This is a genomic window from Tsukamurella conjunctivitidis (assembly GCF_007858475.1).
GTDB lineage: Bacteria > Actinomycetota > Actinomycetes > Mycobacteriales > Mycobacteriaceae > Tsukamurella > Tsukamurella conjunctivitidis.
The window spans coordinates 752260-776088 of record NZ_VIGX01000001.1; the positions used below are offsets into that span (position 1 = coordinate 752260).

25 protein-coding genes are annotated in these 23829 nt (G+C 71.6%); 9 read left to right on the forward strand and 16 right to left on the reverse strand.

Translation table 11 applies throughout. The features are described from left to right. Window positions 1–34: 34 nt before the first annotated feature. The 9 genes from FK530_RS03595 to sdhC all read right to left on the reverse strand — a co-directional run bounded on the left by FK530_RS03595 (window position 35) and on the right by sdhC (window position 7884). Entirely contained in the window at window positions 35–805 is a 771-nt protein-coding gene (locus tag FK530_RS03595) for an ABC transporter permease (protein WP_146485555.1), read from the reverse strand. After that, complete coding sequence (locus FK530_RS03600) at window positions 802–1593, reverse strand: ABC transporter ATP-binding protein (RefSeq protein WP_146485556.1); 792 nt, start codon at window positions 1591–1593, stop codon at window positions 802–804. Before FK530_RS03600 ends, FK530_RS03595 begins: the two co-directional genes overlap by 4 nt. Window positions 1594–1621: 28 nt before the next feature. Further along, the gene (locus FK530_RS03605) at window positions 1622–2500 is read right to left on the reverse strand and encodes a DUF4097 family beta strand repeat-containing protein (RefSeq protein ID WP_146485557.1); all 879 of its coding nucleotides are present in this window, start codon (window positions 2498–2500) and stop codon (window positions 1622–1624) included. A 100-nt stretch (window positions 2501–2600) separates the two neighbouring features. Further along, entirely contained in the window at window positions 2601–3113 is a 513-nt protein-coding gene (locus FK530_RS03610; RefSeq protein ID WP_146485558.1) for a toxin-antitoxin system HicB family antitoxin, read from the reverse strand. Between the two features lie 104 nt (window positions 3114–3217). Beyond that, entirely contained in the window at window positions 3218–4366 is a 1149-nt protein-coding gene (locus tag FK530_RS03615; protein WP_146485653.1) for an SGNH/GDSL hydrolase family protein, read from the reverse strand. A gap of 84 nt (window positions 4367–4450) precedes the next feature. Continuing rightward, window positions 4451–5218 carry a succinate dehydrogenase iron-sulfur subunit gene (locus FK530_RS03620; RefSeq protein ID WP_068528814.1) on the reverse strand — a complete coding sequence of 256 codons (768 nt, stop codon included), beginning with the start codon at window positions 5216–5218 and terminating at the stop codon, window positions 4451–4453. After that, entirely contained in the window at window positions 5218–6969 is a 1752-nt protein-coding gene (gene sdhA / locus FK530_RS03625; protein ID WP_146485559.1) for a succinate dehydrogenase flavoprotein subunit, read from the reverse strand. The genes FK530_RS03620 and sdhA overlap by 1 nt, the downstream gene beginning before the upstream one ends. Window positions 6970–6994: 25 nt before the next feature. After that, window positions 6995–7462 (reverse strand): succinate dehydrogenase hydrophobic membrane anchor subunit, encoded by a 468-nt coding sequence (locus FK530_RS03630; RefSeq protein ID WP_068522412.1) that lies wholly within the window; start codon window positions 7460–7462, stop codon window positions 6995–6997. 14 nt (window positions 7463–7476) lie between these two features. Further along, a complete protein-coding gene (sdhC, locus tag FK530_RS03635) occupies window positions 7477–7884 on the reverse strand; it encodes a succinate dehydrogenase, cytochrome b556 subunit (RefSeq protein WP_146485560.1) in 408 nt (135 codons plus the stop codon). Between the two features lie 239 nt (window positions 7885–8123). Between sdhC and FK530_RS03640 the strand changes: the two genes are divergently transcribed. Together FK530_RS03640 and FK530_RS03645 are read left to right on the forward strand one after the other, a co-directional pair. Further along, on the forward strand, window positions 8124–8522 hold the full coding sequence (locus FK530_RS03640) for a cytidine deaminase (RefSeq protein WP_146485561.1): 399 nt from the start codon (window positions 8124–8126) through the stop codon (window positions 8520–8522). A 46-nt stretch (window positions 8523–8568) separates the two neighbouring features. Beyond that, window positions 8569–9867, forward strand: coding sequence for a thymidine phosphorylase (locus tag FK530_RS03645; protein ID WP_146485562.1), 1299 nt, complete (start codon window positions 8569–8571; stop codon window positions 9865–9867). On the opposite strand, the gene FK530_RS03650 is transcribed toward FK530_RS03645, so the two are convergent. Beyond that, entirely contained in the window at window positions 9864–10790 is a 927-nt protein-coding gene (locus FK530_RS03650) for a D-2-hydroxyacid dehydrogenase family protein (protein ID WP_146485563.1), read from the reverse strand. The genes FK530_RS03645 and FK530_RS03650 overlap by 4 nt on opposite strands. Before the next feature lie 99 nt (window positions 10791–10889). On the opposite strand from FK530_RS03650, the gene FK530_RS03655 reads away from it, so the two are divergent. The 3 genes from FK530_RS03655 (at window position 10890) to FK530_RS03665 (ending at window position 14025) form a co-directional block, all read left to right on the forward strand. Further along, window positions 10890–12155: a sensor histidine kinase gene (locus FK530_RS03655; protein ID WP_146485564.1), complete on the forward strand. Its 1266-nt coding sequence runs from the start codon at window positions 10890–10892 to the stop codon at window positions 12153–12155. 68 nt (window positions 12156–12223) lie between these two features. Further along, complete coding sequence (locus FK530_RS03660; RefSeq protein WP_146485654.1) at window positions 12224–12850, forward strand: response regulator; 627 nt, start codon at window positions 12224–12226, stop codon at window positions 12848–12850. Window positions 12851–12906: 56 nt separating this feature from the next. Beyond that, window positions 12907–14025 carry an adenosine deaminase gene (locus FK530_RS03665; RefSeq protein ID WP_146485565.1) on the forward strand — a complete coding sequence of 373 codons (1119 nt, stop codon included), beginning with the start codon at window positions 12907–12909 and terminating at the stop codon, window positions 14023–14025. Window positions 14026–14070: 45 nt separating this feature from the next. Here FK530_RS03665 and FK530_RS03670 read toward each other — a convergent pair whose 3' ends face one another. The 3 genes from FK530_RS03670 to FK530_RS03680 form a co-directional block, all read right to left on the reverse strand. Continuing rightward, window positions 14071–15384 carry a SatS C-terminal domain-containing protein gene (locus FK530_RS03670; RefSeq protein ID WP_146485566.1) on the reverse strand — a complete coding sequence of 438 codons (1314 nt, stop codon included), beginning with the start codon at window positions 15382–15384 and terminating at the stop codon, window positions 14071–14073. A gap of 62 nt (window positions 15385–15446) precedes the next feature. Continuing rightward, entirely contained in the window at window positions 15447–16625 is a 1179-nt protein-coding gene (locus tag FK530_RS03675) for a C40 family peptidase (RefSeq protein ID WP_146485567.1), read from the reverse strand. Then, window positions 16622–16936 (reverse strand): hypothetical protein, encoded by a 315-nt coding sequence (locus FK530_RS03680; protein WP_146485568.1) that lies wholly within the window; start codon window positions 16934–16936, stop codon window positions 16622–16624. Before FK530_RS03680 ends, FK530_RS03675 begins: the two co-directional genes overlap by 4 nt. A 63-nt stretch (window positions 16937–16999) precedes the next feature. Between FK530_RS03680 and upp the strand changes: the two genes are divergently transcribed. Next, window positions 17000–17629, forward strand: a complete 630-nt coding sequence (gene upp, locus FK530_RS03685) for a uracil phosphoribosyltransferase (RefSeq protein ID WP_146485569.1) — start codon at window positions 17000–17002, stop codon at window positions 17627–17629. A gap of 18 nt (window positions 17630–17647) precedes the next feature. On the opposite strand, the gene FK530_RS03690 is transcribed toward upp, so the two are convergent. Genes FK530_RS03690 through FK530_RS03700 form a run of 3 tightly spaced genes read right to left on the reverse strand, consistent with a single transcriptional unit; the run spans window position 17648 to window position 20675 of the window. Then, window positions 17648–18199: a hypothetical protein gene (locus tag FK530_RS03690; protein WP_146485570.1), complete on the reverse strand. Its 552-nt coding sequence runs from the start codon at window positions 18197–18199 to the stop codon at window positions 17648–17650. Continuing rightward, window positions 18196–19836: a phospho-sugar mutase gene (locus tag FK530_RS03695; protein WP_146485571.1), complete on the reverse strand. Its 1641-nt coding sequence runs from the start codon at window positions 19834–19836 to the stop codon at window positions 18196–18198. Before FK530_RS03695 ends, FK530_RS03690 begins: the two co-directional genes overlap by 4 nt. Next, window positions 19833–20675 (reverse strand): purine-nucleoside phosphorylase, encoded by an 843-nt coding sequence (locus FK530_RS03700; protein WP_191834199.1) that lies wholly within the window; start codon window positions 20673–20675, stop codon window positions 19833–19835. The genes FK530_RS03695 and FK530_RS03700 overlap by 4 nt, the downstream gene beginning before the upstream one ends. Window positions 20676–20707: 32 nt before the next feature. Here FK530_RS03700 and FK530_RS03705 point away from each other — a divergent pair, with 32 nt between their 5' ends. Genes FK530_RS03705 through FK530_RS03715 form a run of 3 tightly spaced genes read left to right on the forward strand, consistent with a single transcriptional unit; the run spans window position 20708 to window position 23825 of the window. Further along, window positions 20708–21418 carry an enoyl-CoA hydratase/isomerase family protein gene (locus FK530_RS03705; RefSeq protein ID WP_146485572.1) on the forward strand — a complete coding sequence of 237 codons (711 nt, stop codon included), beginning with the start codon at window positions 20708–20710 and terminating at the stop codon, window positions 21416–21418. A gap of 2 nt (window positions 21419–21420) precedes the next feature. Continuing rightward, window positions 21421–22623, forward strand: a complete 1203-nt coding sequence (locus tag FK530_RS03710; protein WP_410468460.1) for an amidohydrolase — start codon at window positions 21421–21423, stop codon at window positions 22621–22623. After that, window positions 22620–23825 carry an amidohydrolase gene (locus tag FK530_RS03715; protein ID WP_146485573.1) on the forward strand — a complete coding sequence of 402 codons (1206 nt, stop codon included), beginning with the start codon at window positions 22620–22622 and terminating at the stop codon, window positions 23823–23825. The genes FK530_RS03710 and FK530_RS03715 overlap by 4 nt, the downstream gene beginning before the upstream one ends. Window positions 23826–23829 lie beyond the last annotated feature (4 nt).

A 23829-nucleotide genomic window follows, 5' to 3' on the forward strand; every position in this document is an offset into this window, starting at 1 on the left:
CGAGACGGGGCGCCGGCCGCGGTCGTGCGGCGGCTCAGCCGATCCGGCGCCGGTAGGCGAGCACCGCGCCGCCGTAGGCGAGCACCAGGATGCCCGCGCACCAGGCGAGCGCGGAGACGAGATCGCCGCTGTCGACGGGACGCTCCGCCAGTAGCGCCGAGATCGTGTTCACGATCGAGGTCACCGGTTGGTTCTCCGCGAAGGCGCGCACCGGACCGGGCATGGTGTCGGTGGGGACGAAGGCGGAGCTGATGAAGGGCAGGAAGATCAGCGGGTAGGAGAAGCCCGTCGCGCCGTCGACCGACTTCGCCGTCAGCCCGACCGCCACCGCGATCCACGTGAGCGCCATCGTGAACAGCATGAGGATCCCGGTGACGCCGAGCCATGCGAGCGGTCCGGCGGAGCTGCGGAAGCCCATGATCAGCCCCACCCCGATGATGATGACCACCGTGATCGCGTTCGCCACCATCGATGTGAGGACGTGCGCCCACAGCACCGACGACCGCGCGATGGGCATCGACTGGAAGCGCTCGAAGATGCCGCCCTGCATGTCGTTGAACAGCCGCAGCGCCGTGTACGCGATGCCGGAGGCGATGGCCATCAACAGGATTCCGGGAAGCAGGTAGTTCACGTAGTTCGCGTCGCCGGTGCTGCCCTTGATCGCGCCGCCGAAGACGTAGACGAACAGGAGCATCATGGCGATCGGTGTGATCGCGGTGGTGACGATGGTGTCGACGCTGCGGGTGATGTGCTTGAGCGAACGACCCAGCAGGGCGCCGGTGTCGGAGACGGGGTAGGTGGTCATGATCGGTCCTCCGTGGTGGGGGCATCGGAACGGGTGCCGGTGAGGGCGAGGAAGATCTCCTCGAGGGTGGGCTGCTTCTCCACGTACTCGACCTTCGCCGCGGGCAGCATCCGCTTGAGTTCGGCGAGCGTCCCGTTCGCGATGATCCGCCCGTCGCGCAGGATCGCGATCCGGTCGGCGAGTTGCTCGGCCTCCTCCAGGTACTGCGTGGTCAGCAGCACGGTGGTCCCGCGCTGTGCGAGCTCCTGGACGACCTGCCAGACGTCGATCCGCGCCTCGGGATCGAGACCGGTGGTGGGCTCGTCGAGGAAGATGACCGCGGGATCGCCGATGAGGCTCATCGCGATGTCGAGGCGCCGGCGCATGCCGCCCGAGTAGGTCGCGACCTTGCGGCCACCGGCGTCCGTGAGGCGGAACCGGTTCAGGAGCTCGTCGGCGACGGCGCCGGGGTCGTCCTGGTGCCGCAGCCGTGCCACCAGCACCAGGTTCTCGCGCCCCGTGAGGATCTCGTCGACGGCCGCGAACTGTCCGGTGAGGCTGATGGATTCGCGCACCTGCTGCGCCTCCGCAGTCACGTCGTAGCCGTGCACGACCGCGGTACCCGCATCGGGGCGCAGCAGCGTGGACAGGATGCGGACCAGGGTGGTCTTGCCCGCGCCGTTCGCCCCGAGCAGGGCGAAGATGCTGCCGGGGACGACGTCGAAGTCGACGCCGCGGAGTACGGGCAGGTCACGAAAGGACTTCTCGATACCGCGGACCTCGATGGCCGCGGTGGTGGTGATGGTCATGGTGTCTCCTCGGTCGTCTGGTGCGCGCTCAGCGGGCGCGCCGGATGTCGATGTCGCCGAACTTGGCCCGGGCGCGGACGGTGACGTGGTCGCCGATCGGCTCCGCGACGTGGTCGCCGGTGGCGGCCTCGGGGAGCCGCTCGTCGAGGTGGTTGCGGACGCGGCCCTCCTTGGAGGACAGGTCGAGCCAGGCCGGAACCCCTTCCGCCACACCGACGGTGAGCTTGCCGTAGCTGCTCTCGAGGTCGATGACGCCGCCGGAGACCTCGCCGAGGGTGATGGCGCCGTAGGCGGTCTTCGCCGCGACGGATCCGACCGCGCGGTCGATGTCGAGATCGCCGTAGGAGAGGTTCGCCTCGACGCCGCCGAGCGTCTCGCCGACGCCGATGCTCCCGTGCGAGGCCTTGAGCACGGCGTCGCCGGCGACCGACTCGATGCGGATCCGGCCGTGGTCGGCCGTGATCTCGGCCGAGCCGTCGATCGAGCGGGCGGTGGCGTTGCCGTGCCCGGCGCGCAGCCACAGGTCGCCCGTGGTGTCCAGGTCGACGGTGCCCGTCGTCGCCTTGATCCGGGTGGCGGCGAGGCGGCCCTCGGTGCGGACGCCGCCGACGGCGCTCTCGGCCGTGAACCGGGATCCGGCGGGCAGCTCGACGGTGACGTCCACCGACTCGCTCGGTCCGATGAGGCTCATGAGGCCGAACTTCGGCTTGGGGCCGATCACGGTGAGCCGGGCGCCGTCGAACTCCACCCGGGTGGCCTCCGCGCCGCGGAGGTCCGCTGCCTTGTTCGGGGAGCTGGGAGTGACGGTGACGACGGTGTCGGTGCGGTCGGTGGCGATGACGTCGATGTCGCCGACCTGCAGGTTGATGGCGAGGTCGATGGGCTCGGGGGTGGGGAAGACGGGCATGACGGGGACCTTTCGAGGGTGTGCTCGGCCGACCCCGCGGGGCGCGGGGTTTTCGGTGGGTGTTCGGTTGTGGTCGTCGAGTGGGGGTGTCAGGAGCGGATCAGCGCGCCCAGCCTGCGAAGTCGTCGCCGGTGCGGAGCGCGCGCTGCGCGGTCCGGCGCTTGCGCGGGGCGAGGGCCGCCGCGACGGCCCGCACCAGCCAGGTGTTGACGGAGACGCCCTCCGCCGCTGCGGCCTCGTCGACCTGGGACTTGAGGGCGTCGGGCAGGCGGAGGGTGGTGCGCGAGGTGCTGCTGTCGTCGAAGTCGACCCCCGGTGCGGTCGTCGCCTCGTCCTCGGGCTCCGGCCGGGGTGCGGCGACGACGAACTCGATGTCGCGGCCCCGCAGGCGGAGGTCGACCGAGCCGGGTACGAGGTCGCGGGTGATCTCGGCGGCCGCGGCGGACAGGGCGTCCAGCAGCACCAGCCGGGTGGTGGCGTCGAGGCCCGATGCGAGCCGCTCGGCCGAGGCGCGGGCGTCGTCCACGCCGTTGTCGCCGGCGTCGGCGAAGTCGCGCTCGGCGGCCGTGATCAGCTGGCGCTGGAGGTCGGTGACGAAGGGCGTGATGTCCATGGCGTCAACTATGACACCACTATGGTGTCACGTCAACACTGCCAGGCGGGATTTATGGAAAAACGCTGTTCAAGAATGGTGTCACAATGGTGCTCTTTCCGCGCTCACCGGGCGAAGGCGCCGCCCGGAGCGAAGGCGACCTCGCCGAAGCGGGTGCCGATCAGGCGGTGGGTGGTGGCGTCGGGATGCAGCCCGTCGGGCAGCGGCAGGCGCGCGTTGTCATCCGGGCCGTACAGGGCGCGTCCGTCGAGGAGGTGCAGGTTCGGATCCTCGCCCGACCGGTCCTCGACGATCCGCGCGAGCTCGTCGCGGATGACCGCCAGCGTCAGCTTTCCGGCGCGGACCTCTGCGGGATCGCCGGTGGCCTCGAACCGCACGCCGCCGCCGTCGGCCGGGACGGGCATGACCGGGCCGGGCGTCTCCTCCTGGATCGGGCACAGAATGGGCGAGACCACGAGCAGCGGAGTGGTGGGATGCCCGTCGCGGATCGTGTCGAGGAATCCGTGGACCGCCGGGGTGAAGGCGCGCAGGCGCATCACATCGGCGTTGGCGAGGTTGATGCCGATCTTGAGGCTGATCAGGTCGGCGACGGTGTCGCGGATGGCGCGGGCGACGAACGGGTCCAGCAGGGCGCTGCCGCCGAAGCCGAGGTTCACGAGGTCGACCCCGCCCGCTTGCGCGGCGATCGCGGGCCAGGTGCCTGTCGGGTGAGCGGCGCCCGAGCCGTGGCTGATCGAGCTGCCGTGATGCAGCCAGCGGCGCTCGCGCGGCGCCTGCGGCGCCACCGGGGCGTCCGTGCGCAGCGCGATCAGCTCGGTGATCTCGTTATGGGGGAGCCAGATCTCGACGTCCTTCCGGCCCGCGGGCAGGCCGGTGAAGCGAGCGACGCCCGACGGCCCTTCCGTGAATTCCGCCTCTTGCGTGACCATGTCGACGACGGTGTCGACGTTGCCCTCCGGCACCGTCGTGCGCCCGGCGGGGAGGCCGTCGACGAGGAGGTCGTAGGCACCGTCGGGCAGCGCGGGGAGGCCGGCGTACGCGCGCTTGGTCGGCAGCGCCTCGAGCTCGATGACGGTGGCGGCCGTCCGGAGGACCAGGCGCACGCCCGAGGGCTGCGCCTCGGCGGAGGCGAGTCGCGCGTCCGGGATGCGGCGGCGGGCCGCGGCGGGGAGCCGGTGGGGGAGGAGGCCGCGCGCCGTCCGCTCGAGGTCGAGATGGCCGCGCAGCAGGGCCTCGTCGATCGGGGTGTCGATCAGGTCCACGGTCGGCCTCTCGTCGAATGAGGAACGCCCCGGACCTCGGGTGAGGTCCGGGGCGTTCCGGGCTGCAGTAAGGGTCTAGCGGCTGAACAGGAGGGCGCGCTTGACCTCCTGGATGGCCTTCGTCACCTGGATGCCGCGGGGGCACGCGTCGGTGCAGTTGAAGGTGGTGCGGCAGCGCCACACACCGTCGACGCCGTTGAGGATCTCAAGGCGCTCGGCGGCACCCTCGTCGCGGCTGTCGAAGATGAAGCGGTGCGCGTTCACGATGGCCGCGGGGCCGAAGTACGAGCCGTCCATCCAGTACACCGGGCAGCTGGTGGTGCAGCAGGCGCAGAGGATGCACTTGGTGGTGTCGTCGAAGCGCTCACGGTCCGTGGGGGACTGGATGCGCTCGCGGGTCGGCTCGTTGCCGGAGGTCATCAGGAAGGGCTTCACGGCGCGGAAGGCGTCGAAGAAGGGCTCCATGTCCACCACGAGGTCCTTCTCCACGGGCAGGCCGCGGATCGGCTCGACGGTGATGGTGATGTCCTTGCCCTCCTGCAGGAAGTCCTTCATCAGCATCTTGCAGGCGAGGCGGTTGACGCCGTTGATGCGCATGGCGTCCGAGCCGCACACGCCGTGGGCGCACGAGCGACGGAAGGTCAGCGTGCCGTCGAGGTAGCCCTTGATGTACAGGAGCAGGTTCAGGAACCGGTCCGAGGGGAGTGCGGGGACGCGGTAGCTCTGCCAACCGGCCGCGTCGGGGTCCTCCGGGTTGAACCGGTAGACCTTGATCGTGACCATCGTGGAGCCGGGGGGAACCGGCGGCTGCACGGACGCGGGGGTGTCAACTGCGGCGGTCATCAGTACTTACGCTCCATCGGCTCGTAGCGGGTCTGCACGACGGGCTTGGTGTCGAGACGGATCCCGGACTCCAGGCCCTCGCCCTCCTTGTACGCCATGGTGTGCACCATGAAGTTCTCGTCGTCCCGGTTCGGGTAGTCCTCGCGGGCGTGGCCGCCGCGGGTCTCCTTGCGGTTGAGGGCGCCGACGACGGTGACCTCGGCCAGCTCGAGCAGGAAGCCGAGCTCGATCGCCTCGAGCAGGTCGCTGTTGAAGCGCTTGCCCTTGTCGGTGACGGTGACGTGCTCGTACCGCTTCTTGAGGGCGCGGACGTCATCGAGAGCCTGGGTGAGGGTCTTCTCGGTGCGGAAGACGGCGGCGTTGTTGTCCATCGTCTGCTGCAGCTCGGTGCGGATGGCCATCACGTTCTCGTTGCCGTGATCGCTGAGCATCGCGGCGACCCAGTTCTCCACCATCTCCGCCGGGTTCTCCGGCAGCGGCACGAAGTCGTGCGTCTTGGCGTACTCCGCGGCGGCGATGCCGGAGCGGCGGCCGAAGACGTTGATGTCCAGCAGGGAGTTGGTGCCCAGGCGGTTGGCGCCGTGCACCGACACGCAGGCGCACTCGCCCGCGGCGTACAGGCCGGGGACGACGTGCTCGTTGTCGCGCAGCACCTCGCCGTGGATGTTGGTGGGGATGCCGCCCATGACGTAGTGGCACGTCGGGTACACGGGCACGAGCTCGGTGACGGGGTCGACGCCGAGGTACGTGCGCGAGAACTCCATGATGTCCGGCAGCTTGGCCATCAGCGTCTCCTCGGGGATGTGCGTGACATCCAGGAGGACGTAGTCCTTGTTCGGGCCGGCGCCGCGGCCCTCGAGCACCTCGAGCACCATCGAGCGGGCGACGATGTCGCGGGGCGCGAGGTCCTTGATGGTGGGGGCGTAGCGCTCCATGAAGCGCTCGCCGTCGACGTTGCGGAGGATGCCGCCCTCGCCGCGGACGCCCTCGGTGATGAGGATGCCCAGGCCCGCGAGGCCCGTCGGGTGGAACTGGTGGAACTCCATGTCCTCCAGGGGCAGGCCCTTGCGGAAGACGATGCCCATGCCGTCACCGGTGAGGGTGTGGGCGTTGGAGGTGGTCTTGTACATCCGGCCCGACCCGCCGGTGGCGAAGATGATGGCCTTGGCGTGGAAGACGTGCAGTTCGCCGGTGGCCAGCTCGTAGGCGACGGCACCGGTCGCGACGGGACCGTCCTCGGTCTCGGTCAGCGCGATGTCGAGGACGTAGAACTCGTTGAAGAACTCCACGTCGTGCTTGACGCAGTTCTGGTACAGCGTCTGCAGGATCATGTGGCCGGTGCGGTCCGCGGCGTAGCAGGCGCGGCGCACGGGCGCCTTGCCGTGGTCACGGGTGTGGCCGCCGAAGCGGCGCTGGTCGATCTTGCCCTCCGGGGTGCGGTTGAAGGGCAGGCCCATCTTTTCCAGGTCGAGAACGGCGTCGATGGCCTCCTTGGCCATGATCTCCGCGGCGTCCTGGTCGACGATGTAGTCGCCGCCCTTGACCGTGTCGAAGGTGTGCCACTCCCAGTTGTCCTCCTCGACGTTGGCGAGGGAGGCGCACATGCCGCCCTGTGCCGCGCCGGTGTGCGAACGCGTGGGGTAGAGCTTGGTGAGCACCGCGGTGCGGGCGCGCGGCCCGGCCTCGATGGCCGCGCGCATTCCGGCGCCGCCGGCGCCGATGATCACCACGTCGTAACGATGTTCCTGCATGATGCGGGTGAGTCCTTCCTGGCCGTTACTGGGCGGTGGGCACGGAGGCCGGTTCGAACGAGAGGAGCGCGTACGAGCCGAGGCCGACCACGAGGATCATCGACAGCACGAGCAGGGTCTTGAGCCAGAACCGCGTGCGGTCCTTGCGGGCGTAGTCGTCGATGATCACGCGCAGGCCGTTGCCGCCGTGCAGCTGCGCGAGCCACAGCATCGTGATGTCCCAGATCTGCCAGAAGGGGCTGGCCCAGCGCTGCGCGACGAAGGCGGCGCTGATCCGGTGCACGCCCTGGCTGTCCAGCGCGAGCATGATGAAGACGTGCCCGAAGACGAGCACGAGGAGCGCGATGCCGGAGAAGCGCATGAACAGCCACGCGTACTTCTCGAAGTTGCCGGACGCCGGACGGTGCGGCGAGCGCGGGTTGTCGAGCGACGCGGGGCGGTCGTACTGCTTGAGCAGCGTCTTGGCGAGCTTGGGTTCGTTCGCGGTAGTCATATCTCTTCGTCCCCCTAGGCGTGCGAGATCATGATGTAGAGGAGACGCGCTGCCATGCCCGCGCCGGTGATGAGGAAGACCGCCCAGACCGCGATCGACATCGCCTTCTGGTACTGCACGCCCTTGCTCCAGAAGTCCACGAGGATCACGCGGACGCCGTTGAGGGCGTGGAACAGGATGGCCATCACGAGGCCGATCTCGAGCAGGCCGATGATCGGCGTCTTGTACGTCTTGATGATCGCGTCGTACGCCTCGGGATCGATGCGGATCACCGCGGTGTCGAGGACGTGGACGAACAGGAAGAAGAAGATGGTGACGCCGCTGATGCGGTGCAGCACCCAGTTCAACATGCCCGGATCGCCCTTGTAGAGGGAGACGCGGCGCGGCTCCTCGGCGGCCGCCACCTCGGTACTACTGCTCATCGAGTCCTGCCTTCGACATCGTTTCTTGGATACGGCCGGAACTCGGTCGACGGGAAGGCTGAGCCCTCGCGCCGGCGTCGATCGCGACGTATACCTGAACCCACGCCTTGACCTTAAACCCACCGGAATGTGGAATCGAAACCACGGTCCCGATCCATTGGGGCCGAACAGATTTAGTTAGGTTTGCCTGACCGAAATTGACCCGGAATCAACAAGCCTCCGGAAAGGAGTGATCGGCTGTGCCCGACATCGACTGGGAGGCATTGCGGCGCACCGCCGTCGACGCCATGGGGCACGCCTACGCGCCCTATTCGAAGTACCCCGTAGGGGCGGCCGCACTCACCGACGATGGTCGTGTGGTGTCCGGTTGCAATGTGGAGAATGTCTCATACGGCCTGACCCTCTGTGCCGAATGCGGACTCGTGAGCGCCCTCCATTCCACGGGCGGCGGACGCCTCCTCGCGTTCACGTGCACGAACGCCAACGGCGACGTCCTGCTGCCGTGCGGACGCTGCCGGCAACTGCTCCACGAGCACGGCGGCGGCGAGCTCCTGATCGACCACCGGTCCGGTCCGATGCCGCTGAGCCGGCTCCTGCCCGACGCCTTCGGGCCCGACGACCTCGACGAGGTCAGATGATTACGGACCTCGACGAGGTCACCCACGACGAGAAGAGGTAGACCGCATGACCGACGTCTTCGACGCCGTCTCCGTCATCGCCACCAAGCGCGACGGAAAAGCCCTGTCCGACGGCCAGATCGACTGGGTGATCGACAGGTTCACCAACGGCGAGGTCGCCGACTACCAGATGTCCGCGCTGGCCATGGCGATCTTCCTCAACGGGATGGACCGCCGCGAGATCGCCCGTTGGACCGCTGCCATGATCGCCAGCGGCGAGCGGATGGACTTCTCGGGGCTCCGCCGCGACGGCCGCGCCCTCGCCACCACCGACAAGCACTCCACCGGCGGCGTGGGCGACAAGATCACCCTGCCGCTGACCCCGCTCGTCGCGTCCTACGGCGTCGCGGTGCCGCAGCTCTCCGGCCGTGGCCTCGGCCACACCGGCGGCACCCTCGACAAGCTGGAGGCCATCCCCGGCTGGCGGGCCGACCTGACCAACGAGCAGATGTTCGACCAGCTCGAGAAGGTCGGCGGCGTGATCTGCGCCGCCGGCTCCGGGCTGGCCCCCGCCGACAAGAAGCTCTACGCGCTGCGCGATGTGACCAGCACCGTCGAGGCCATCCCGCTGATCGCCAGCTCGATCATGAGCAAGAAGATCGCCGAGGGCACCGCGTCGCTCGTGCTCGACGTCAAGGTCGGGAAGGGCGCCTTCATGAAGACCGCCGAGCAGGCGCGCGAGCTCGCCGAGACCATGGTCGCGCTCGGCCACGACTCGGGAGTCGATACCGTCGCGCTGCTCACCGACATGTCGACCCCGCTCGGCCGCACCGCCGGCAACGGCCTCGAGGTCGCCGAGTCGCTCGAGGTCCTGGCAGGCGGCGGACCGTCGGACGTGGTGGAGCTGACGCTCGCGCTCGCCCGGGAGATGCTCGCCCTCGCGGGGGTCGACGCGGACCCTGCCGAGCACCTGGCCAACGGCCGCGCGATGGACAGTTGGAAGGCGATGATCGCGGCCCAGGGCGGCGACCCCGATGCGCCGCTGCCCGTCGCACAGCACACCCGCACCGTCGCGGCGCCCGCCTCCGGCGTGCTCACCGAGCTCGACGCGATGGGTGTCGGCATCGCCGCCTGGCGCCTCGGTGCCGGCCGTGAGCGGCAGGGCGAGCCGGTGCAGGCCGGTGCCGGCGTCACCTGGCACGCGACCGTCGGCGACTCCGTGACGGCGGGCGAGCCGCTGTTCACGCTGCACACCGATACCCCGGAGAAGTTCGACGGTGCCGTCGCCGCGCTCGAGGGGGCCGCGGTCATCGGCGAATCCGCCGCGCCGCGCGGCTCGCTGGTGCTCGACCGAGTGACGGTCTAAGGCTTCATGACACGGACGGGGGCGCCCGCGAGGTAGGCGCGGACGTCCTCGGCCGCGTCGGCGTAGAAGGTCCGGTACTGCTGCTCGGTGACGTACCCGATGTGGCCGGTGAGCACCGAATTCGGCAGGTCCCGCAGCGGGTCGCCGGCGGGCAGTGGCTCGGTGTCGAAGACGTCGAGGGCCAGGCGGATGTCACCGCGGCGGGCGGCGTCCGCGGCGGCCGGGGTGTCCAGCACGCCCGCGCGCGAGGTGTTCACCAGGAGCGCACCGGGCTTCATCCGCGCGATGTCCGCGGCGCCGACGATGCCGCGCGAGCGCGCCGAGAGCACGTAGTGGATCGTCATCACGTCCGCGCGCTCGAACAGTTCCTCCTTCGGCACCGCGGTCACTCCCGCCTCGGCCGCTCGGGTCGCGTCGAGGTTGGTGGACCAGGCGATCGTCTCCATGCCGAACGCCGCGCCCACCCGTGCGACCCGGCGGCCCAGGTTCCCGAGGCCGACCAGCCCCAGGACGGCGCCGTCGAGCTCAGTGCCGACGGTGCTCTGCCACCGCCCGGCGCGGATGTTCGCGTCCTCCTCCGGGACGTGCCGCAGTGCCGCGAGGATCAGTGCCCAGGTGTGCTCGGCGGCCGCGGCGGGACGGTATCCCGTGTGGCACACGGTGATCCCCAGCGTCGCCGCCGCCGCCAGGTCGATCGCCGCGTTGCGGCGGCCCGTCGACACGAGCAGGCGCAGGCGCGGCAGGGACTGCAGCACCTCCGCGGGGAAGCGAGTGCGCTCCCGCATCGCGATCACTCCGTCGAAGTCGGCGAGCTGGGCGGCGACGTCGGTGAGCGGCTCGGTGAAGACGGTGACGTCCAGCCCGGAGAAGTCCCCGAACCCACGCGAGACGCCCTGGAAGTCGTCGAGGATGGCGATGCGCATACCGACCACGCTAGCGGCACGGGGGTAGTGCTGGCACCACCGAGGATTCTCCCGCTGGGGCCAGGGACTCGCGGCTGCCGCGGGCCTAGCGTCTACGGCATGATCGATACCGTGACCCCGCCCCCGGCGCTGCGCGAGCCCGAATCCGAGGCCGGCGCCCTCGCCGCGCCGCTGCGCGAGCCCCTGCGCTTCCTCACCACCTCCGCGCCGTGGCGCGGACTGGCGTACCTCACCGTCTCGATGGTCCTCGGGTGGGTGGTGTTCTTCCTCTACGCGATGGTGGTGCTGCTGCCCTTCGCGCCGGCGTGGTCCTTCGCGCTGGCGAAGCTCGAGCGCCGTCGCGTCGCCTGGCTCGGCGCGCCGGTGATCGGCGACCCCCACCCGCCCGTCGCCGGCGATCTCTCGACGCGGGCGGGCGCACGTCTCGGTGAGCGCGCCACGTGGCGTGAGGTGGCGTACTCGCTGCTCCTGGCCGTGCTGACGCCCATCGTCTTCACCGGCGCGGCGCTCGGCTGGATCGTCGGCGCGGGGCTCCTCGTGGCGCCCTTCGTCTCCGACGACGTGAACGTCCTGGGTGCGCCGGTGCAGGGCATCATCAGCGAGGCCTTCTTCGGTGCCATCGGCGCGGTGCTCTGCGCCGTGGCCCTGTACGTGACCTACGCCGTCTCGGTCATGCAGGCCGCGGGCGCGCGGCTGCTGCTCAGTCCCACGGAGGAGGAACTGCGCCGCCGGGTCAGCACGCTGGAGACCTCGCGCGGCGTGCTGGTGCACTCCTTCGAGGGCGAGCGCCGCCGCATCGAGCGGAATCTGCACGACGGGCCGCAGCAGGATCTCGCGAGCCTCTCCTTGCAGCTCGGCGAATTGCAGCAGAGCCTGTCCACCGAGACCGACGACGCGGTACGCGCCCAGGTCATCTCGGCGCAGGCCCGGCTCGAGCGCGCCATGGCCGGTCTACGGGACACCGTCCGCGGCGTGCACCCGCAGGTGCTCGACGACGCCGGGGTCGAGGCCGCGTGCGCCGAGCTCGGTGGTGCGATCCGGGTCGACGTGATGGCCGGCGAGGGGTGGGAGCCCGGCCGGCGCCTGTCCGCCGACGTCGAGCAGGCCATGTACTACACGGCCAGCGAGGCCGTCACCAACGCGATCAAGCACGGCGGCGCGCAGCAGGTGTGGATCACCTTCGCGGCGGGCGTGCTCGGGGTGTCCATGACCGTGATGGACGACGGTGCCGGCGGCGCCGACCCCGCGCGCGGTACCGGCCTCGCGGGCCTCATCGAGCGGGCCGAGGCGATCGGCGCGACACTCACGATCCTGAGCCCTCCCGGCGGACCCACCACGCTCTACTGGGCGAAGGCGGTGTCGTAACCTGCCTCCGACGCGGATCGCAGGAGCTGAGGAGGGGGAACGTGGGGGCTGAGGGTGACACGGGGACGATGCGCATAGTGATCGCGGAGGATTCCGTCCTGCTGGCCGAAGGGCTGCAGCGGATCGTCGAGCGGGCCGGCCACGAGGTGGTCGGCCTGCTCGCCGACGCGGACGCCCTCCGCGCCGTCGACCCCGCCGCGGTCGACCTCGTGGTGACGGACGTGCGGATGCCGCCCGGGCACGGCGACGACGGGCTGCGGGCGGCGCTGGAGTTGCGCGCGGGCCGTGCGGACCTGCCGGTGCTCGTGCTGTCGCAGTACGTCGCGGCCGCGTACGCGCGCCGCCTGCTGGAGTCGGGCGGGGGCGTCGGCTATCTGCTCAAGGAGCGGGTCGGTCGGGTCGACGACTTCCTCCGCGCTCTCGACACCGTCGCCGGCGGGGGAGTGGTCGTCGATCCCGAAGTGGTGTCGAAGATGTTCACCCCCACGGTGCTCGACCGGCTGACACCCCGCGAGGGCGAGGTGCTCGCGCTCATGGCGGAGGGGCGCAGCAACGCCGACATCGCCGCGGCGCTGGTGGTCTCGGACGCCGCGGTCGCCAAGCACGTGGCGAACATCTTCGCCAAGCTCGACCTGCCTCCGGAGGAGGGCAACCGCCGGGTCCGCGCGATCCTCACGTATCTGACGGAGCGGTAGCGCGACTGACGCTCGCACCGGCGGTGCTGGGCGCCGGTAGCCGGTACGTTGACCCTATGGCGAATCCCATCGGCCCGACCCCCATCGACCTGCAGGCCCTGCGCCGCGCGCCCAAGGTGCTGCTGCACGACCACCTCGACGGCGGTCTGCGGCCCGCCACCGTGCTCGAGCTGGCCGCCGAGACCGGATACGGCGCATTGCCCGCCTCGACCGAGCCCGAGCTCGCCGCGTGGTTCCGGGATGCCGCCGATTCGGGCTCGCTCGTGAAGTACCTCGAGACCTTCGACCACACCGTCGGGGTGATGCAGACCCCCGAGGCCCTGTCCCGGGTGGCGCGCGAGTGCGCCGAGGATCTGGCGGCCGACGGGGTGGTCTACGCCGAGGTCCGGTTCGCACCCGAGCAGCACCTGCAGGGCGGGCTGTCGCTCGACGAGGTGATGGAGGCCGTGCTCGCCGGATTCGCCTCGGGCGAGTCCGCGGCGCGGAGCGCCGGCCGGCCGATCGTGGTCCGGTGCCTGGTGACCGCCATGCGGCACGCCGCCCGATCGCGGGAGATCGCGGAACTCACGGTGCGCTGGCGCGACCGCGGCGCCGTCGGCTTCGACATCGCCGGCGCGGAGGCCGGTTTCCCGCCCAGTCGTCACCTCGACGCCTTCGAGTACATGCGGGATCACTCCGCGCCCTTCACCATTCATGCCGGCGAGGCCTTCGGATTGCCGTCGATCCACGAGGCGCTGGCGTTCTGCGGCTGCGACCGGCTGGGGCACGGCGTGCGGATCGTCGACGACATCACGGGCGTCGAGCCGGGCTCCTCCGACGTCTCCGGCGCGCAGCTCGGTCGCGTCGCGGCACGGGTGCGGGACGCCCGGATCCCGCTGGAGCTGTGCCCCAGCTCCAACATTCAGACCGGCGCGGTCGCCTCGATGGCGGAGCATCCGTTCAACCTGTTGGCGCAGTTGCGCTTCCGCGTCACGGTGAACACGGATAACCGGTTGATGAGCGACACCACGATGAGCGCCGAGATGCTCAGGCTGGTGGAGACCTTCGGCTACGGCTGGACCGATCTGCAGCGCTTCACCATCAACGCGATGAAGTCGGCGTTCCTGCCCTTCGACGAGCGGCTCGCGATCATCGACGACGTGATCAAGCCCGGGTTCGCGGTGCTGATCGGCTGACGCCCGAGCGAGCGCCCCGCGGCCGGTGCGCCGCGGGGTGTTCGTCTACTTGGAGGTGAGGCGGTCCTCGAAGTCGTGCTCGAGCGCGCGCCACGCCTCGGCCTCGTTGTCGAACGGGCCCGACGGCGCCAGCCGGCGCGGCTGCGGGTCGAGCGCGTAGGAGACGAAGAAGCCCAGCGGGGTGGTGGGGCGCAGCGCGTCCCGCACCGAGCCGTCGTCGGCGAAGTCCGCCGAGTCCAGCAGCAGCTCCACGGCGAGGTCCAGCTGGTCGCGGTCGATGCGCCGCGGGCCGTCGGCGATGTCCTCACCGATGCCGGGCAGGACGTAGACGTTGTCGTCGTAGACCTCGATCTCGAGCGAGCCGTCCGTCGCCGCCACCCGGACCTCGTCGTAGGTCGACACCGACGACAGATCGGTGTCGTCGTCGTCCGCGAGGTAGCGGGCGAGTGCACCTTCGGAGTCGAAGACGAAGATCTTGCCCTTGCGCCCCAGGAAGACGGGGTTGTCGTCGAGGTAGCAGCGCAGGGTGTAGTACTCGCCCGTGGACGTGATGATCTTGATCGGGTCGATGCCGACCTGGCCCCAGAAGGAGTCGTCCTCCTCGTACTCGTCGTCCTCCGCCGCGGCCTCCTCGCCCGCGTCGTCCGCCTCGTCGTCGGCGTCCGCGTCGTCCTCGTCCAGGTCGTCGTCGATGTCGTCGAGATCGGCGTCGAGCTCGTCCTCGTCGTCCTCGTCCGCGGCCAGCGCGGCGGCCCGCTCCGCGGCGGCCGCGAGCTCCTCCTCCGCCGTGGCGGTGGCGGCAGCGGCGACCTTCGGGGCGCTGACGACGCCCTCGATCGCGTCGATCACGTCGTCCCACTTGCGGCTGATGATCTGGCCCACCTTGTGCCACATCTCGGCGCCCTCGCGGCCCTCGAAGTTGCGGGTGCCGATGCGCACGGTCCCGAGCACGGGGTTGCCGTTGAAGAACTTCGTGACGTCGATCAGCTCGCACACCTCGCCGATGAGGCCGACGATCTCGAGGGTGTCCTCGAGCTCGGCGATGACCTCGGGCGTGGGCTCCTCGGCGGCGAGCTCGGGCACCGAGATCAGATCGAAGCGGCGGTCGTCGCGCGGGACGAAGGCCTCCGCGGGCAGGGTGGTCAGCGCCTCCCAGGCGGGGTGATCGTCCAGGTCGTTCGCCTTGCCGCTGCGGGCGAAGGCGACCAGTTCGGCCACCGAGGAGAAGCCGTACAGGTCCTCGTCGAGGCCCAGGAAGGCCTCCCATTCGTCCTCCCCGTCACGCCACCGCGGTGCCCACAGGGTGTACACCGGGCCGTCGGTGAGGCCGAGTTCGATCGGGACGATGTCAGACGCCATGGCGCCCAGCGTAGTGCACCGGACCGGGTCGGCGTCGGCTGGAGGATCGGACCGCCCCGGGCTCACCCGGTCGGGCGGAAGAAGCCGTGGAACTGCTGTCCGATGTTGTCCGTGCGGACGGCCGAGATCTGCACGGGATCGCCCGCTTCGATCATCCGGCCGTCGCCGAGGACCAGGGCCACGTGGCCGCTCCACACCGCGAGGTCACCCGGCCGGAGATCGGAGTAACTCACGGACGCTCCCACGGTCTGTTGATCGGCCAGCCGGGGCAGCTCGATCCCCGCCTGCCGGTACGCCCACTGGGTGAAACCGCTGCAGTCCAGCCCGACGCCGGGTGTGGTCCCGCCCCACGCGTAGGGCACGCCGAGCTGGGTGAGCGCGGCCTGCACCGCGGCGGCCGCCTTGGCGTTCGGCGCCTTCACGACCGTGCCGTCGGGCAGGCGCACGTCATAGCCGCCCTTGCCGTCGGCGGACACGGTCGTCCTCCCGGAGCGGCGCGAGGCGGCGACCGTCTGCGCCGCCGAGCCCTTCCCGGAGCCCTTCGTCGAACTCCCACGGGAGCCGCCGGTGAGGGCGGAGGCGAGTCCGCTGACGGGAGACCCGGATCCACCGCCCGCGGAGCCCGACCCGGAACCCGAACCCGTTCCGGTCGGGGAGGCGGTGGCGGGCGACGAGGTCGCGGTGGTGGAGGCGGGCGTGGTCGCCGCGCCCCCGTCGACGGTGCCCGGGGCGGTCGGCGTGCTCCCCGCGAGTCCGGCGACGGTGTCGGTCTCGCCGTCGAGCTCCTCACGGATGGACCGCAGTACATCCAGCGCCTGTTGCAGGTGGTCGGCCGCCAGTGCGAGAACGGCGATCAGGCCGGCGGGGTTGAGCAACGTCGGATCGGCGGCCTCGGCCTTGCTGACGAAGGAGTCGAGGATCGCCTGCAGCCGCGTGCGGCCCTTGCTCACGACGTCGGCGGCCGTGGTCACGGACGCGCAGATCGAGCCGGTGTGCTGCGACAGCGCGCCCGCGGCGGTGCCCCCGTCGCCGATGGTGCGTTGCGCGGACGTCGCATCGGCGCCCGTCCACGCCCGCCCGACGGTGACCGCGGTGGAGTCGGTCTGCGCGCTGACCCGCGCGAGTTCGGCCTCGACGGCCCGGATCGCCCGGTCGACGCCGGCGACGGAGAGGTCGCCCGTGCCGAACGTGTCGAGCAGGGCCCGCAGTGGCGCCGCCAGGGCCGCGACGATGCCGCTCACGGCGCACCCGCAAGCCCGAGCAGCGCCCCTGCGCCGCCCGCGTCCGTGGCGACCGCGGCGGCCACCGTCCGCGCGGCTCCGACGGAGGCCGACGCGTAGAACGCGGCGAGGCGCGCCATCTCGGCGTCGGCGGCGGTCACGGCGCCCAGCAGCTCGGCCAGGTAGTCGCCGCCGACCAGTCCGAACACCGGCGCCAGCGCCGCCGCCGAGACGGCGCCCGCCCCCGCGGTGCCCGCCACCGACGCGGCGAGAGCCCCCAGTTCGCTCCCCGCCGCCGTCACCGCGCCCGTCGTCATCAGAAACGGTTCCATCGCAATACCCCCTCATTGATTGGACGCCTCAGGACCCCGCGCGGTTCCCGATACGCTGACCGCATGCAGATCACCGTGGTCGACCACCCCCTGGCCGCCGTCCGGCTCACCGCGCTCCGCGCCGTGTCCACCGACAACGCCTCCTTCCGCGCCGCGCTCAAGGAGCTCACCCAGATGCTGGTCTACGAGGCCATGCGCGAGGCCGCCGTCGCACCCGTGACGGTGACCACCCCGCTCGAGGACACCGATGGCGCCGCGCTCGCCGCGCCGCCGCTGCTGGTGCCCGTACTCCGTGCCGGCCTCGGCATGGTCGACCAGGCGCATGCGATGCTGCCCGAGTCGCAGGTGGGCTTCGTCGGCATGGGACGCAACGAGGAGACCCACGTCCCCGAGCCGTACTTCCAGTCGCTGCCCGCCGACCTCGCCGGACGTCCCGTCTTCGTCCTCGACCCGATGCTCGCGACCGGCGGCTCGATGGTCGAGACCCTGAGCCTGCTCGCGCAGCGCGGCGCGACCGACGTGACCGCGGTGTGCGTCGTCGCCGCGCCGGAGGGCGTGCAGGCGCTCGCCGACTGCGGCCACCCCGTCCGCCTCGTCACGGCCACCGTCGACCGGGGACTGAACGAGAACGCCTACATCGTGCCCGGCCTCGGTGACGCGGGTGACCGCCAGTTCGGCCCCCGCTGGACCTGATCCGGGGCGGCGGGTGATCTACGGGGCCGCCCAGAAGCCCGTTGCCGGCTCGGTGAACTCGCCGTTCGCAGCGCTGATCACCAGTCCGGCGGGCGTGATGTTGATCGTCGCGTCCGGGGCGCGGGCGACCCAGCCCGGGCCCGCGGGCAACACGCCCTCGATGCGCGTGCCGGTACCGGTGTCGATGCGCCAGCCGGCGTAGTACAGGGCACCCGCGCGGTCGCACACGACCGCCTGCGAGGTGGCGGTGAGCACCATCATCCGCGCGGAGTCGCCGTCGGCGCAGCGCGCCTGCGTGCCGAGGAAGCCCAGCGCATCCGTCCCGGGGATCGACGGTGCGGGCGCGGGGGTACCGGCACCGTCCGGCGAGGACGTCGGGGCGTTCGGGGACGAACTCGATCGACCGGAGGGCGATGGCGCGGCCGCAGCTGCCGGCTCGGCGGGCCGCTTGCCGCTGACGTACGCCGTGGCCGCCGCGGCCGCCGCGACCACGATGAGCACGCCCACGAGCACGGACGCGGCGATGACCCGACCGCGTGCGGGGTCGGCCGGGCGCGCTGGGCGGGTCACCCGAAGGCCGCCCACTTACGCACCGTGTCGGTCACCGCGGTGAGCCGCTGTCGTGCGCGCGCCTCAGCGCCGTGCGTGTCGCTGTCGGCCGTCACGGGCTCGATCACCTCCAGGTAGAACTTCGCCTTCGGCTCGGTTCCGGAGGGCCGCACGGTGACCCGGACACCGTCGCCGCGGAACACCAGCGCGTCCGTCGCGGGGCGTGCCGTCAGAAGATCCTCACAGCCGACCGCGGTGTTTGCAACCTCAACGGGCGGGTCGTCGCGCAGCGCCTCCATGATCGCGGCGATCCGCGCGACGTCGTCCACCCGCAGCGCGTACTGACCCGACAGGTACACGCCGTGCCGGCGGTACAGGGCGTCGAGCGCGTCCGGCAGGCCCTGGCCCCGGGCTTTCAGCGCCGCGGCGTACCCGGCGGCGACGACTGCGGCGGAGATCCCGTCCTTGTCACGCACCGTCGCCGGGTCGACGCAGAGGCCGAGGGCCTCCTCGTAGGCGAAGACGAGGCCGTCGCCCGCCCGGACGAGGTTCTTGAAGCCGGTCAGGGTGCGCGCGTACCGGGCGCCGCGGCTCTCGGCGATGGCGCCGAGCAACTCCGAGCTCACGATCGTGGTGGCGACCAGCGGATCCGACGGTGCGGCGGTGGTCGCCGGTCCGGCGAGCGGCTCGTCGAGCAGGTGCGCGCCGAGCAATGAACCGGATTCGTCGCCCGTGAGCATCCGCCAGCCGTCGGGGAACCGGGCGCCGAGCGCGCACCGATCGGCGTCGGGGTCGAGCGCGATCGCCAGGTCGGCGTCCACGCTCTCGGCGAGCGCGAGCAGCAGGTCGGAGGCGCCCGGCTCCTCCGGGTTGGGGAAGGTCACCGTCGGGAACTCCCCGTCGGGGAGGAACTGCTCCTCCACGACGTGCACATCCCCGAAACCGCTGCGGCGCAGGGCTTCGACCGCGACCCGCCCGCCGACGCCGTGCATCGGGGTCAGCGCGATCCGCAGCGCCCCGGCGGGTGCCGGGCGCAGCGAGGAGACGCGGTCCAGGTACGCCGCGACCACCTCGGTCGCGCGGGGATCGGCGGGGACCGGCGCCCGGTCGATCGCCGTCGCCGCCGGCGCGCCGGCGATGAGCTTCTCGATCTCGGCGTCGGCGGGGGACACCAACTGGGCGCCGCCGTCCAGGTAGACCTTGTAACCGTTGTCCGCGGGCGGATTGTGCGAGGCGGTGATCTGCACGCCGGCGACGGCGCCGAGCGCCCTGGTGGCGAACGACACCCACGGCGTGGGACCGGGTTCGGGCAGCGCCACCACGGCGAAACCCTGGGCCGTGAGCACCTCGGTCGCGGCGGCGAAGAATGCCTCGGAGCCGCGCCGCGCGTCGCGCCCCACGACGACGGTGCCGCCGCCCAGGCACTTGCCCTGCAGCCACTCGCCGAGCGCCCACGTCGTGCGGGTCACCACCGCGACGTTCATGCCCGACGGTCCGCCGCGCACCGGGCCCCGGAGCCCCGCGGTGCCGAAGGACAGCGGCGCCGCGAAGCGCTCGGCGAGTTCGGGGCCACTGAGGGCCTCCAGCTCGGCGCGGGTCACGGGGTCGGGATCGCCCTCGATCCAGGCGAGGGCCTCGGCCGCGAGCTCGGCGCTCACGCGTCCATCGCCTCGATCACGTCGGCGAGCAGGCCGCCCATGCGCGCCGCCGCTGCGCGCCCCGCCTCGAGGACCTCCTCGTGGTTCAGGGGCTCGCCGGTGATGCCCGCGGCCAGGTTGGTCACCAGGGAGATGCCGAGGACCGCGGCGTCCTCCGCGCGGGCGGCGATGGCCTCGTGCACCGTGGACATGCCGACGAGGTCGGCGCCGAGCGTGCGGAGCATGCGGATCTCGGCCGGGGTCTCGTAGTGCGGGCCGGGGAGCCCGGCGTAGACGCCCTCGTTCAGCGAGGGGTCGACCTGCTGCGCCAGCGCGCGCAGCGCCGGCGAGTAGGCGTCGACGAGGTTCACGAACTGCGCGCCGACCAGCGGCGAGCGGGCCGTGAGGTTGAGGTGGTCGGAGATCAGCACCGGCTCGCCCACGAACATGCCCTCGCGCAGGCCGCCCGCCGCGTTGGTGAGGATCACCGTCGACGCCCCGGCCGCGCAGGCGGTGCGCACCGGGTGGACGACGCGGGAGAGGTCGTGGCCCTCGTAGGCGTGGGTGCGGCCGAGCAGCACCAGAACCCGCTTGCCGCCGACGACGACCGCCGAGGCGGTGCCCTTGTGGCCGGCGGCGCTGGGCGGTGCGAAGTGCGGCAGATCGGCCATCGGGATCGACCCGACGGCGGTGCCGCGCGCCGCGAGGGCGTCGGCCGCGGGCGCCCAGCCGGAGCCGAGCACGACCGCCACGTCGAAGGGCTCCCCGCCCGTCGCGGTGGTCAGCGCGGCGGCCGCCTCACTGGCCGCAGCGGAGGGATCGTCGATACCGGAGTCACGTGCCGCGTGCAGTTGCGCCATGGCCCCAGATGCTAGCCGCTATCGTGATGCGCATGCCTTACGTCACGCGGACCGACGACGTCTTCACACTCTTCCTGGGCGAGGAGGGCGTCGAGCTCTCGGAGTCCAACCCGGAGAACCGCTTCTCCCCGGCCTGGGTCGACGCGGTCCACGCTCGCCTCGACGAGATCGAGGCGGCGGCGGCCGGAGCCCCCGCCGCGCTGGTGGTCACCGCCACCGGCAAGTTCTTCTCCAACGGCCTCGACGTGATGTACATCCTGGCGAACGTCGGCGAGCTGCCCGCGTACCTGGACCGTGTGCACACGGTCTTCAGCCGTCTGCTGACCTTCCCGATGACCACCGTCGCCGCGATCAACGGCCACGCCTTCGGCGCCGGCGCGATGCTGGCCCTCTCGTGCGACTTCGCCGTGATGCGCGACGACCGCGGCTTCTTCTGCCTGCCCGAGGTCAGTCTCAAGATGGGCTTCACCGTCGGCATGGCCACCCTGCTGCGCTCGCGCCTTCCCTACCAGAGCGCCGTCGAGGCCATGACCACCGGACGCCGCTACGGCGGCGCGGACGCCGTGGCCGCGGGCATCGTGCAGTCCACCGCGTCGGAGGCCGAGCTGATCCCCGCGGCGACCGCCCTCGCCGCCGCGAACGCGGCCGCCGACGGTCCCACGCTCAACAAGATCAAGAACGATCTGCACGCGCCGCTCATCGCGGACCTCGCCGTCCCGACGACCGAAGTCAAGTTCGGCTGACGGTGACCGGTCGCGTCACCTCCGTCCTGGAGGCGCTCACCGGCACCGTCGACCGCGTGTGGGGCGAGCTGGTCGCGGTCAGCCACGAGATCCATGCCCGGCCGGAACTGGCCTTCGAGGAGCGGTTCGCGGCCGCGCTGCTGACGGACGCCCTCGCGGGGCACGGCTTCGCCGTGGAGCGCCGCGTCGCCGATCTCGAGACCGCCTTCGTGGGCCGGTCGGGGACCGGGCCGCTGCGCGTGGCGGTGTTCGCCGAGTACGACGCCCTGCCGGGCATCGGGCACGCGTGCGGGCACAACATCATCGCCGCGACCGCGCTCGGCGCGGGCGTCGCCCTCGCCTCCGTCGCGGACGAACTGGGCCTGACCGTCGAGGTCTACGGCACCCCGGCGGAGGAGTCCGGGGGCGGCAAGGTGCTCATGCTGCACCGCGGCGCGTTCGACGGTGTCGCCTGCGCCGGCATGGTGCACCCCGCTCCGTTCGACGTGGTGCGTACGCGGACGCTGGCCCTGGCCGATCTCGCTATCCGGTACACGGGGCGCGAGGCGCACGCCTCGGCGGCGCCGTGGGCGGGCCGCAACGCGGGTGACGCCGCGACCGTCGCGCAGGTCGCGCTCGGCCTGCTGCGCCAGCACCTCGAGCCGGGGCAGCAACTGCACGGCATCGTCAGCGACGGCGGGGCCGCCCCCAACGTGGTCCCCGCGGGGGCCGAATTGCTCTACTACCTGCGCGCGGACGACGCCGGCTCGCTGGAGCGGCTCGCCGCTCGTGCGGGCGACTGCTTCGCCGCGGGTGCCCTGGCGGCCGGCTGCACCCACGCGGTCACCGAGGTCTCGCCCGCATACACCGAGCTGCGCAGCGACGACGGGCTCGCCGCCGCGTACCGCGCCGCGGCGGTCGCGATCGGCCGCGAACCGGTGGCGCCGGAGTTCGAGCGATCGATCCCGCTGGGGAGTACCGACATGGGCAATGTGAGCCACGCTGTACCGTCGATCCATCCGCTGATCGGCCTGGAGACCGACGGGGCCGTGACCCATCAGCCTGAGTTCACGGCCGTCGCCGCTGGTGAGTCAGCCGATCGGGCCGTGCGCGACGGTGCGCTGGCCCTGGCCGCAGCGTTCGCTGCGGTCGCGGAGGACGAGGACGAGCGCGTGCGCCTGCTGACCGGGGCCGCGCGTCGCGGTAGTGATGGAGGCGGACGGTGACGGGCACGGCGAGCGGGACTGCGGGCGAGGATCTCTCGAGGGCCGCGTACGTCGATCAGTGGTTGCGGCGCAAGGGCGACTGGCTCCGGGAGTTCCGGCGCGATCTGCACGCCCACCCCGAACTCTCCTGGCGCGAGCAGCGCACCACCAACGTCGTCTACGAGGCGCTCACCGCCGCAGGCCTGCACCCGCGCAAGCTGTCCACCACCGGTCTCGTGTGCGACCTCGGGCCGGCCGGCGGCGACCGCGTCGCGCTCCGCGCCGACATGGACGCGCTCCCGATCCACGAGGCCACCGGGCTCGACTTCCAGTCCCTGACGCCGGGGGTTTCGCACGCCTGCGGCCACGACGCGCACACCTCGATCCTCCTCGGCACCGGCCTCGCGCTCGCCGAGCTGGACCGCGCCGGCCGGCTGCCGGTGGGCGTGCGACTGGTCTTCCAGCCCGCCGAGGAGGTCATGCCCGGGGGCGCTCTGTCGGCGGTGCGCGACGAGGTGATGCAAGGCGTCTCGCGCATCTACGCGCTGCACTGCGACCCGCGCGTCGAGGTCGGGAAGATCGGCGTGCGGTCAGGTGCCATCACCTCCGCGGCCGACCATGTCGAGGTGATCCTGCACTCGCCCGGCGGGCACACGTCGCGGCCCCATCTGACCAGCGATCTCATCTACGCCATGGGCACCGTCATCACCGGCCTGCCCGGCGTCCTGTCGCGCCGGGTCGATCCGCGCTCCGGCACGATCATGGTGTGGGGTGCGGCGAACGCCGGCTCGGCACCGAACGCGATCCCGCAGATCGGTGCGCTGCACGGCACCGTGCGCACCGGCGAACACCAGATCTGGGAGGCGCTGGAGCCGCTCGTGCGCGAGATCATCGCCGAGCTGCTCGCGCCGTTGCGCATCAAGCACGAGGTGAACTACACCCGGGGCGTCCCGCCCGTCATCAACGACCACCTGGCCGCGACCCGGCTCGCCGAGGCCGCGCGCGCCGTCTCGCCCGACGGGGTCGTCGACACCCCGCAGTCCGGCGGCGGCGAGGACTTCTCCTGGTACCTCGAGGAGGCGCCCGGCGCGATGGCGCGGCTCGGCGTGTGGTCCGGCGAGGGCCGTCAGTACGACTTGCACCAGCCGGACTTCGTGCTCGACGAGCGCGCACTCGAGATGGGCGTGAAGGTCTTCACGAACGTGGTCTTCGCCTCCGTCTAGCGGC

Coding starts and splice junctions, on each gene's coding strand:
- FK530_RS03680 (WP_146485568.1), bottom strand. CDS start 16,936: ATGGAACCGTTTCTGATGACGACGGGCGCGGTGACGGCGGCGGGGAGC.
- FK530_RS03620 (WP_068528814.1), bottom strand. CDS start 5,218: ATGACCGCCGCAGTTGACACCCCCGCGTCCGTGCAGCCGCCGGTTCCC.
- FK530_RS03660 (WP_146485654.1), top strand. CDS start 12,224: ATGCGCATAGTGATCGCGGAGGATTCCGTCCTGCTGGCCGAAGGGCTG.
- FK530_RS03595 (WP_146485555.1), bottom strand. CDS start 805: ATGACCACCTACCCCGTCTCCGACACCGGCGCCCTGCTGGGTCGTTCG.
- FK530_RS03655 (WP_146485564.1), top strand. CDS start 10,890: ATGATCGATACCGTGACCCCGCCCCCGGCGCTGCGCGAGCCCGAATCC.
- FK530_RS03610 (WP_146485558.1), bottom strand. CDS start 3,113: ATGGACATCACGCCCTTCGTCACCGACCTCCAGCGCCAGCTGATCACG.
- FK530_RS03700 (WP_191834199.1), bottom strand. CDS start 20,675: ATGGCGCAACTGCACGCGGCACGTGACTCCGGTATCGACGATCCCTCC.
- FK530_RS03645 (WP_146485562.1), top strand. CDS start 8,569: ATGACCGACGTCTTCGACGCCGTCTCCGTCATCGCCACCAAGCGCGAC.
- FK530_RS03670 (WP_146485566.1), bottom strand. CDS start 15,384: ATGGCGTCTGACATCGTCCCGATCGAACTCGGCCTCACCGACGGCCCG.
- sdhC (WP_146485560.1), bottom strand. CDS start 7,884: ATGAGCAGTAGTACCGAGGTGGCGGCCGCCGAGGAGCCGCGCCGCGTC.
- FK530_RS03630 (WP_068522412.1), bottom strand. CDS start 7,462: ATGACTACCGCGAACGAACCCAAGCTCGCCAAGACGCTGCTCAAGCAG.
- FK530_RS03665 (WP_146485565.1), top strand. CDS start 12,907: ATGGCGAATCCCATCGGCCCGACCCCCATCGACCTGCAGGCCCTGCGC.
- FK530_RS03650 (WP_146485563.1), bottom strand. CDS start 10,790: ATGCGCATCGCCATCCTCGACGACTTCCAGGGCGTCTCGCGTGGGTTC.
- upp (WP_146485569.1), top strand. CDS start 17,000: ATGCAGATCACCGTGGTCGACCACCCCCTGGCCGCCGTCCGGCTCACC.
- sdhA (WP_146485559.1), bottom strand. CDS start 6,969: ATGCAGGAACATCGTTACGACGTGGTGATCATCGGCGCCGGCGGCGCC.
- FK530_RS03600 (WP_146485556.1), bottom strand. CDS start 1,593: ATGACCATCACCACCACCGCGGCCATCGAGGTCCGCGGTATCGAGAAG.
- FK530_RS03705 (WP_146485572.1), top strand. CDS start 20,708: ATGCCTTACGTCACGCGGACCGACGACGTCTTCACACTCTTCCTGGGC.
- FK530_RS03605 (WP_146485557.1), bottom strand. CDS start 2,500: ATGCCCGTCTTCCCCACCCCCGAGCCCATCGACCTCGCCATCAACCTG.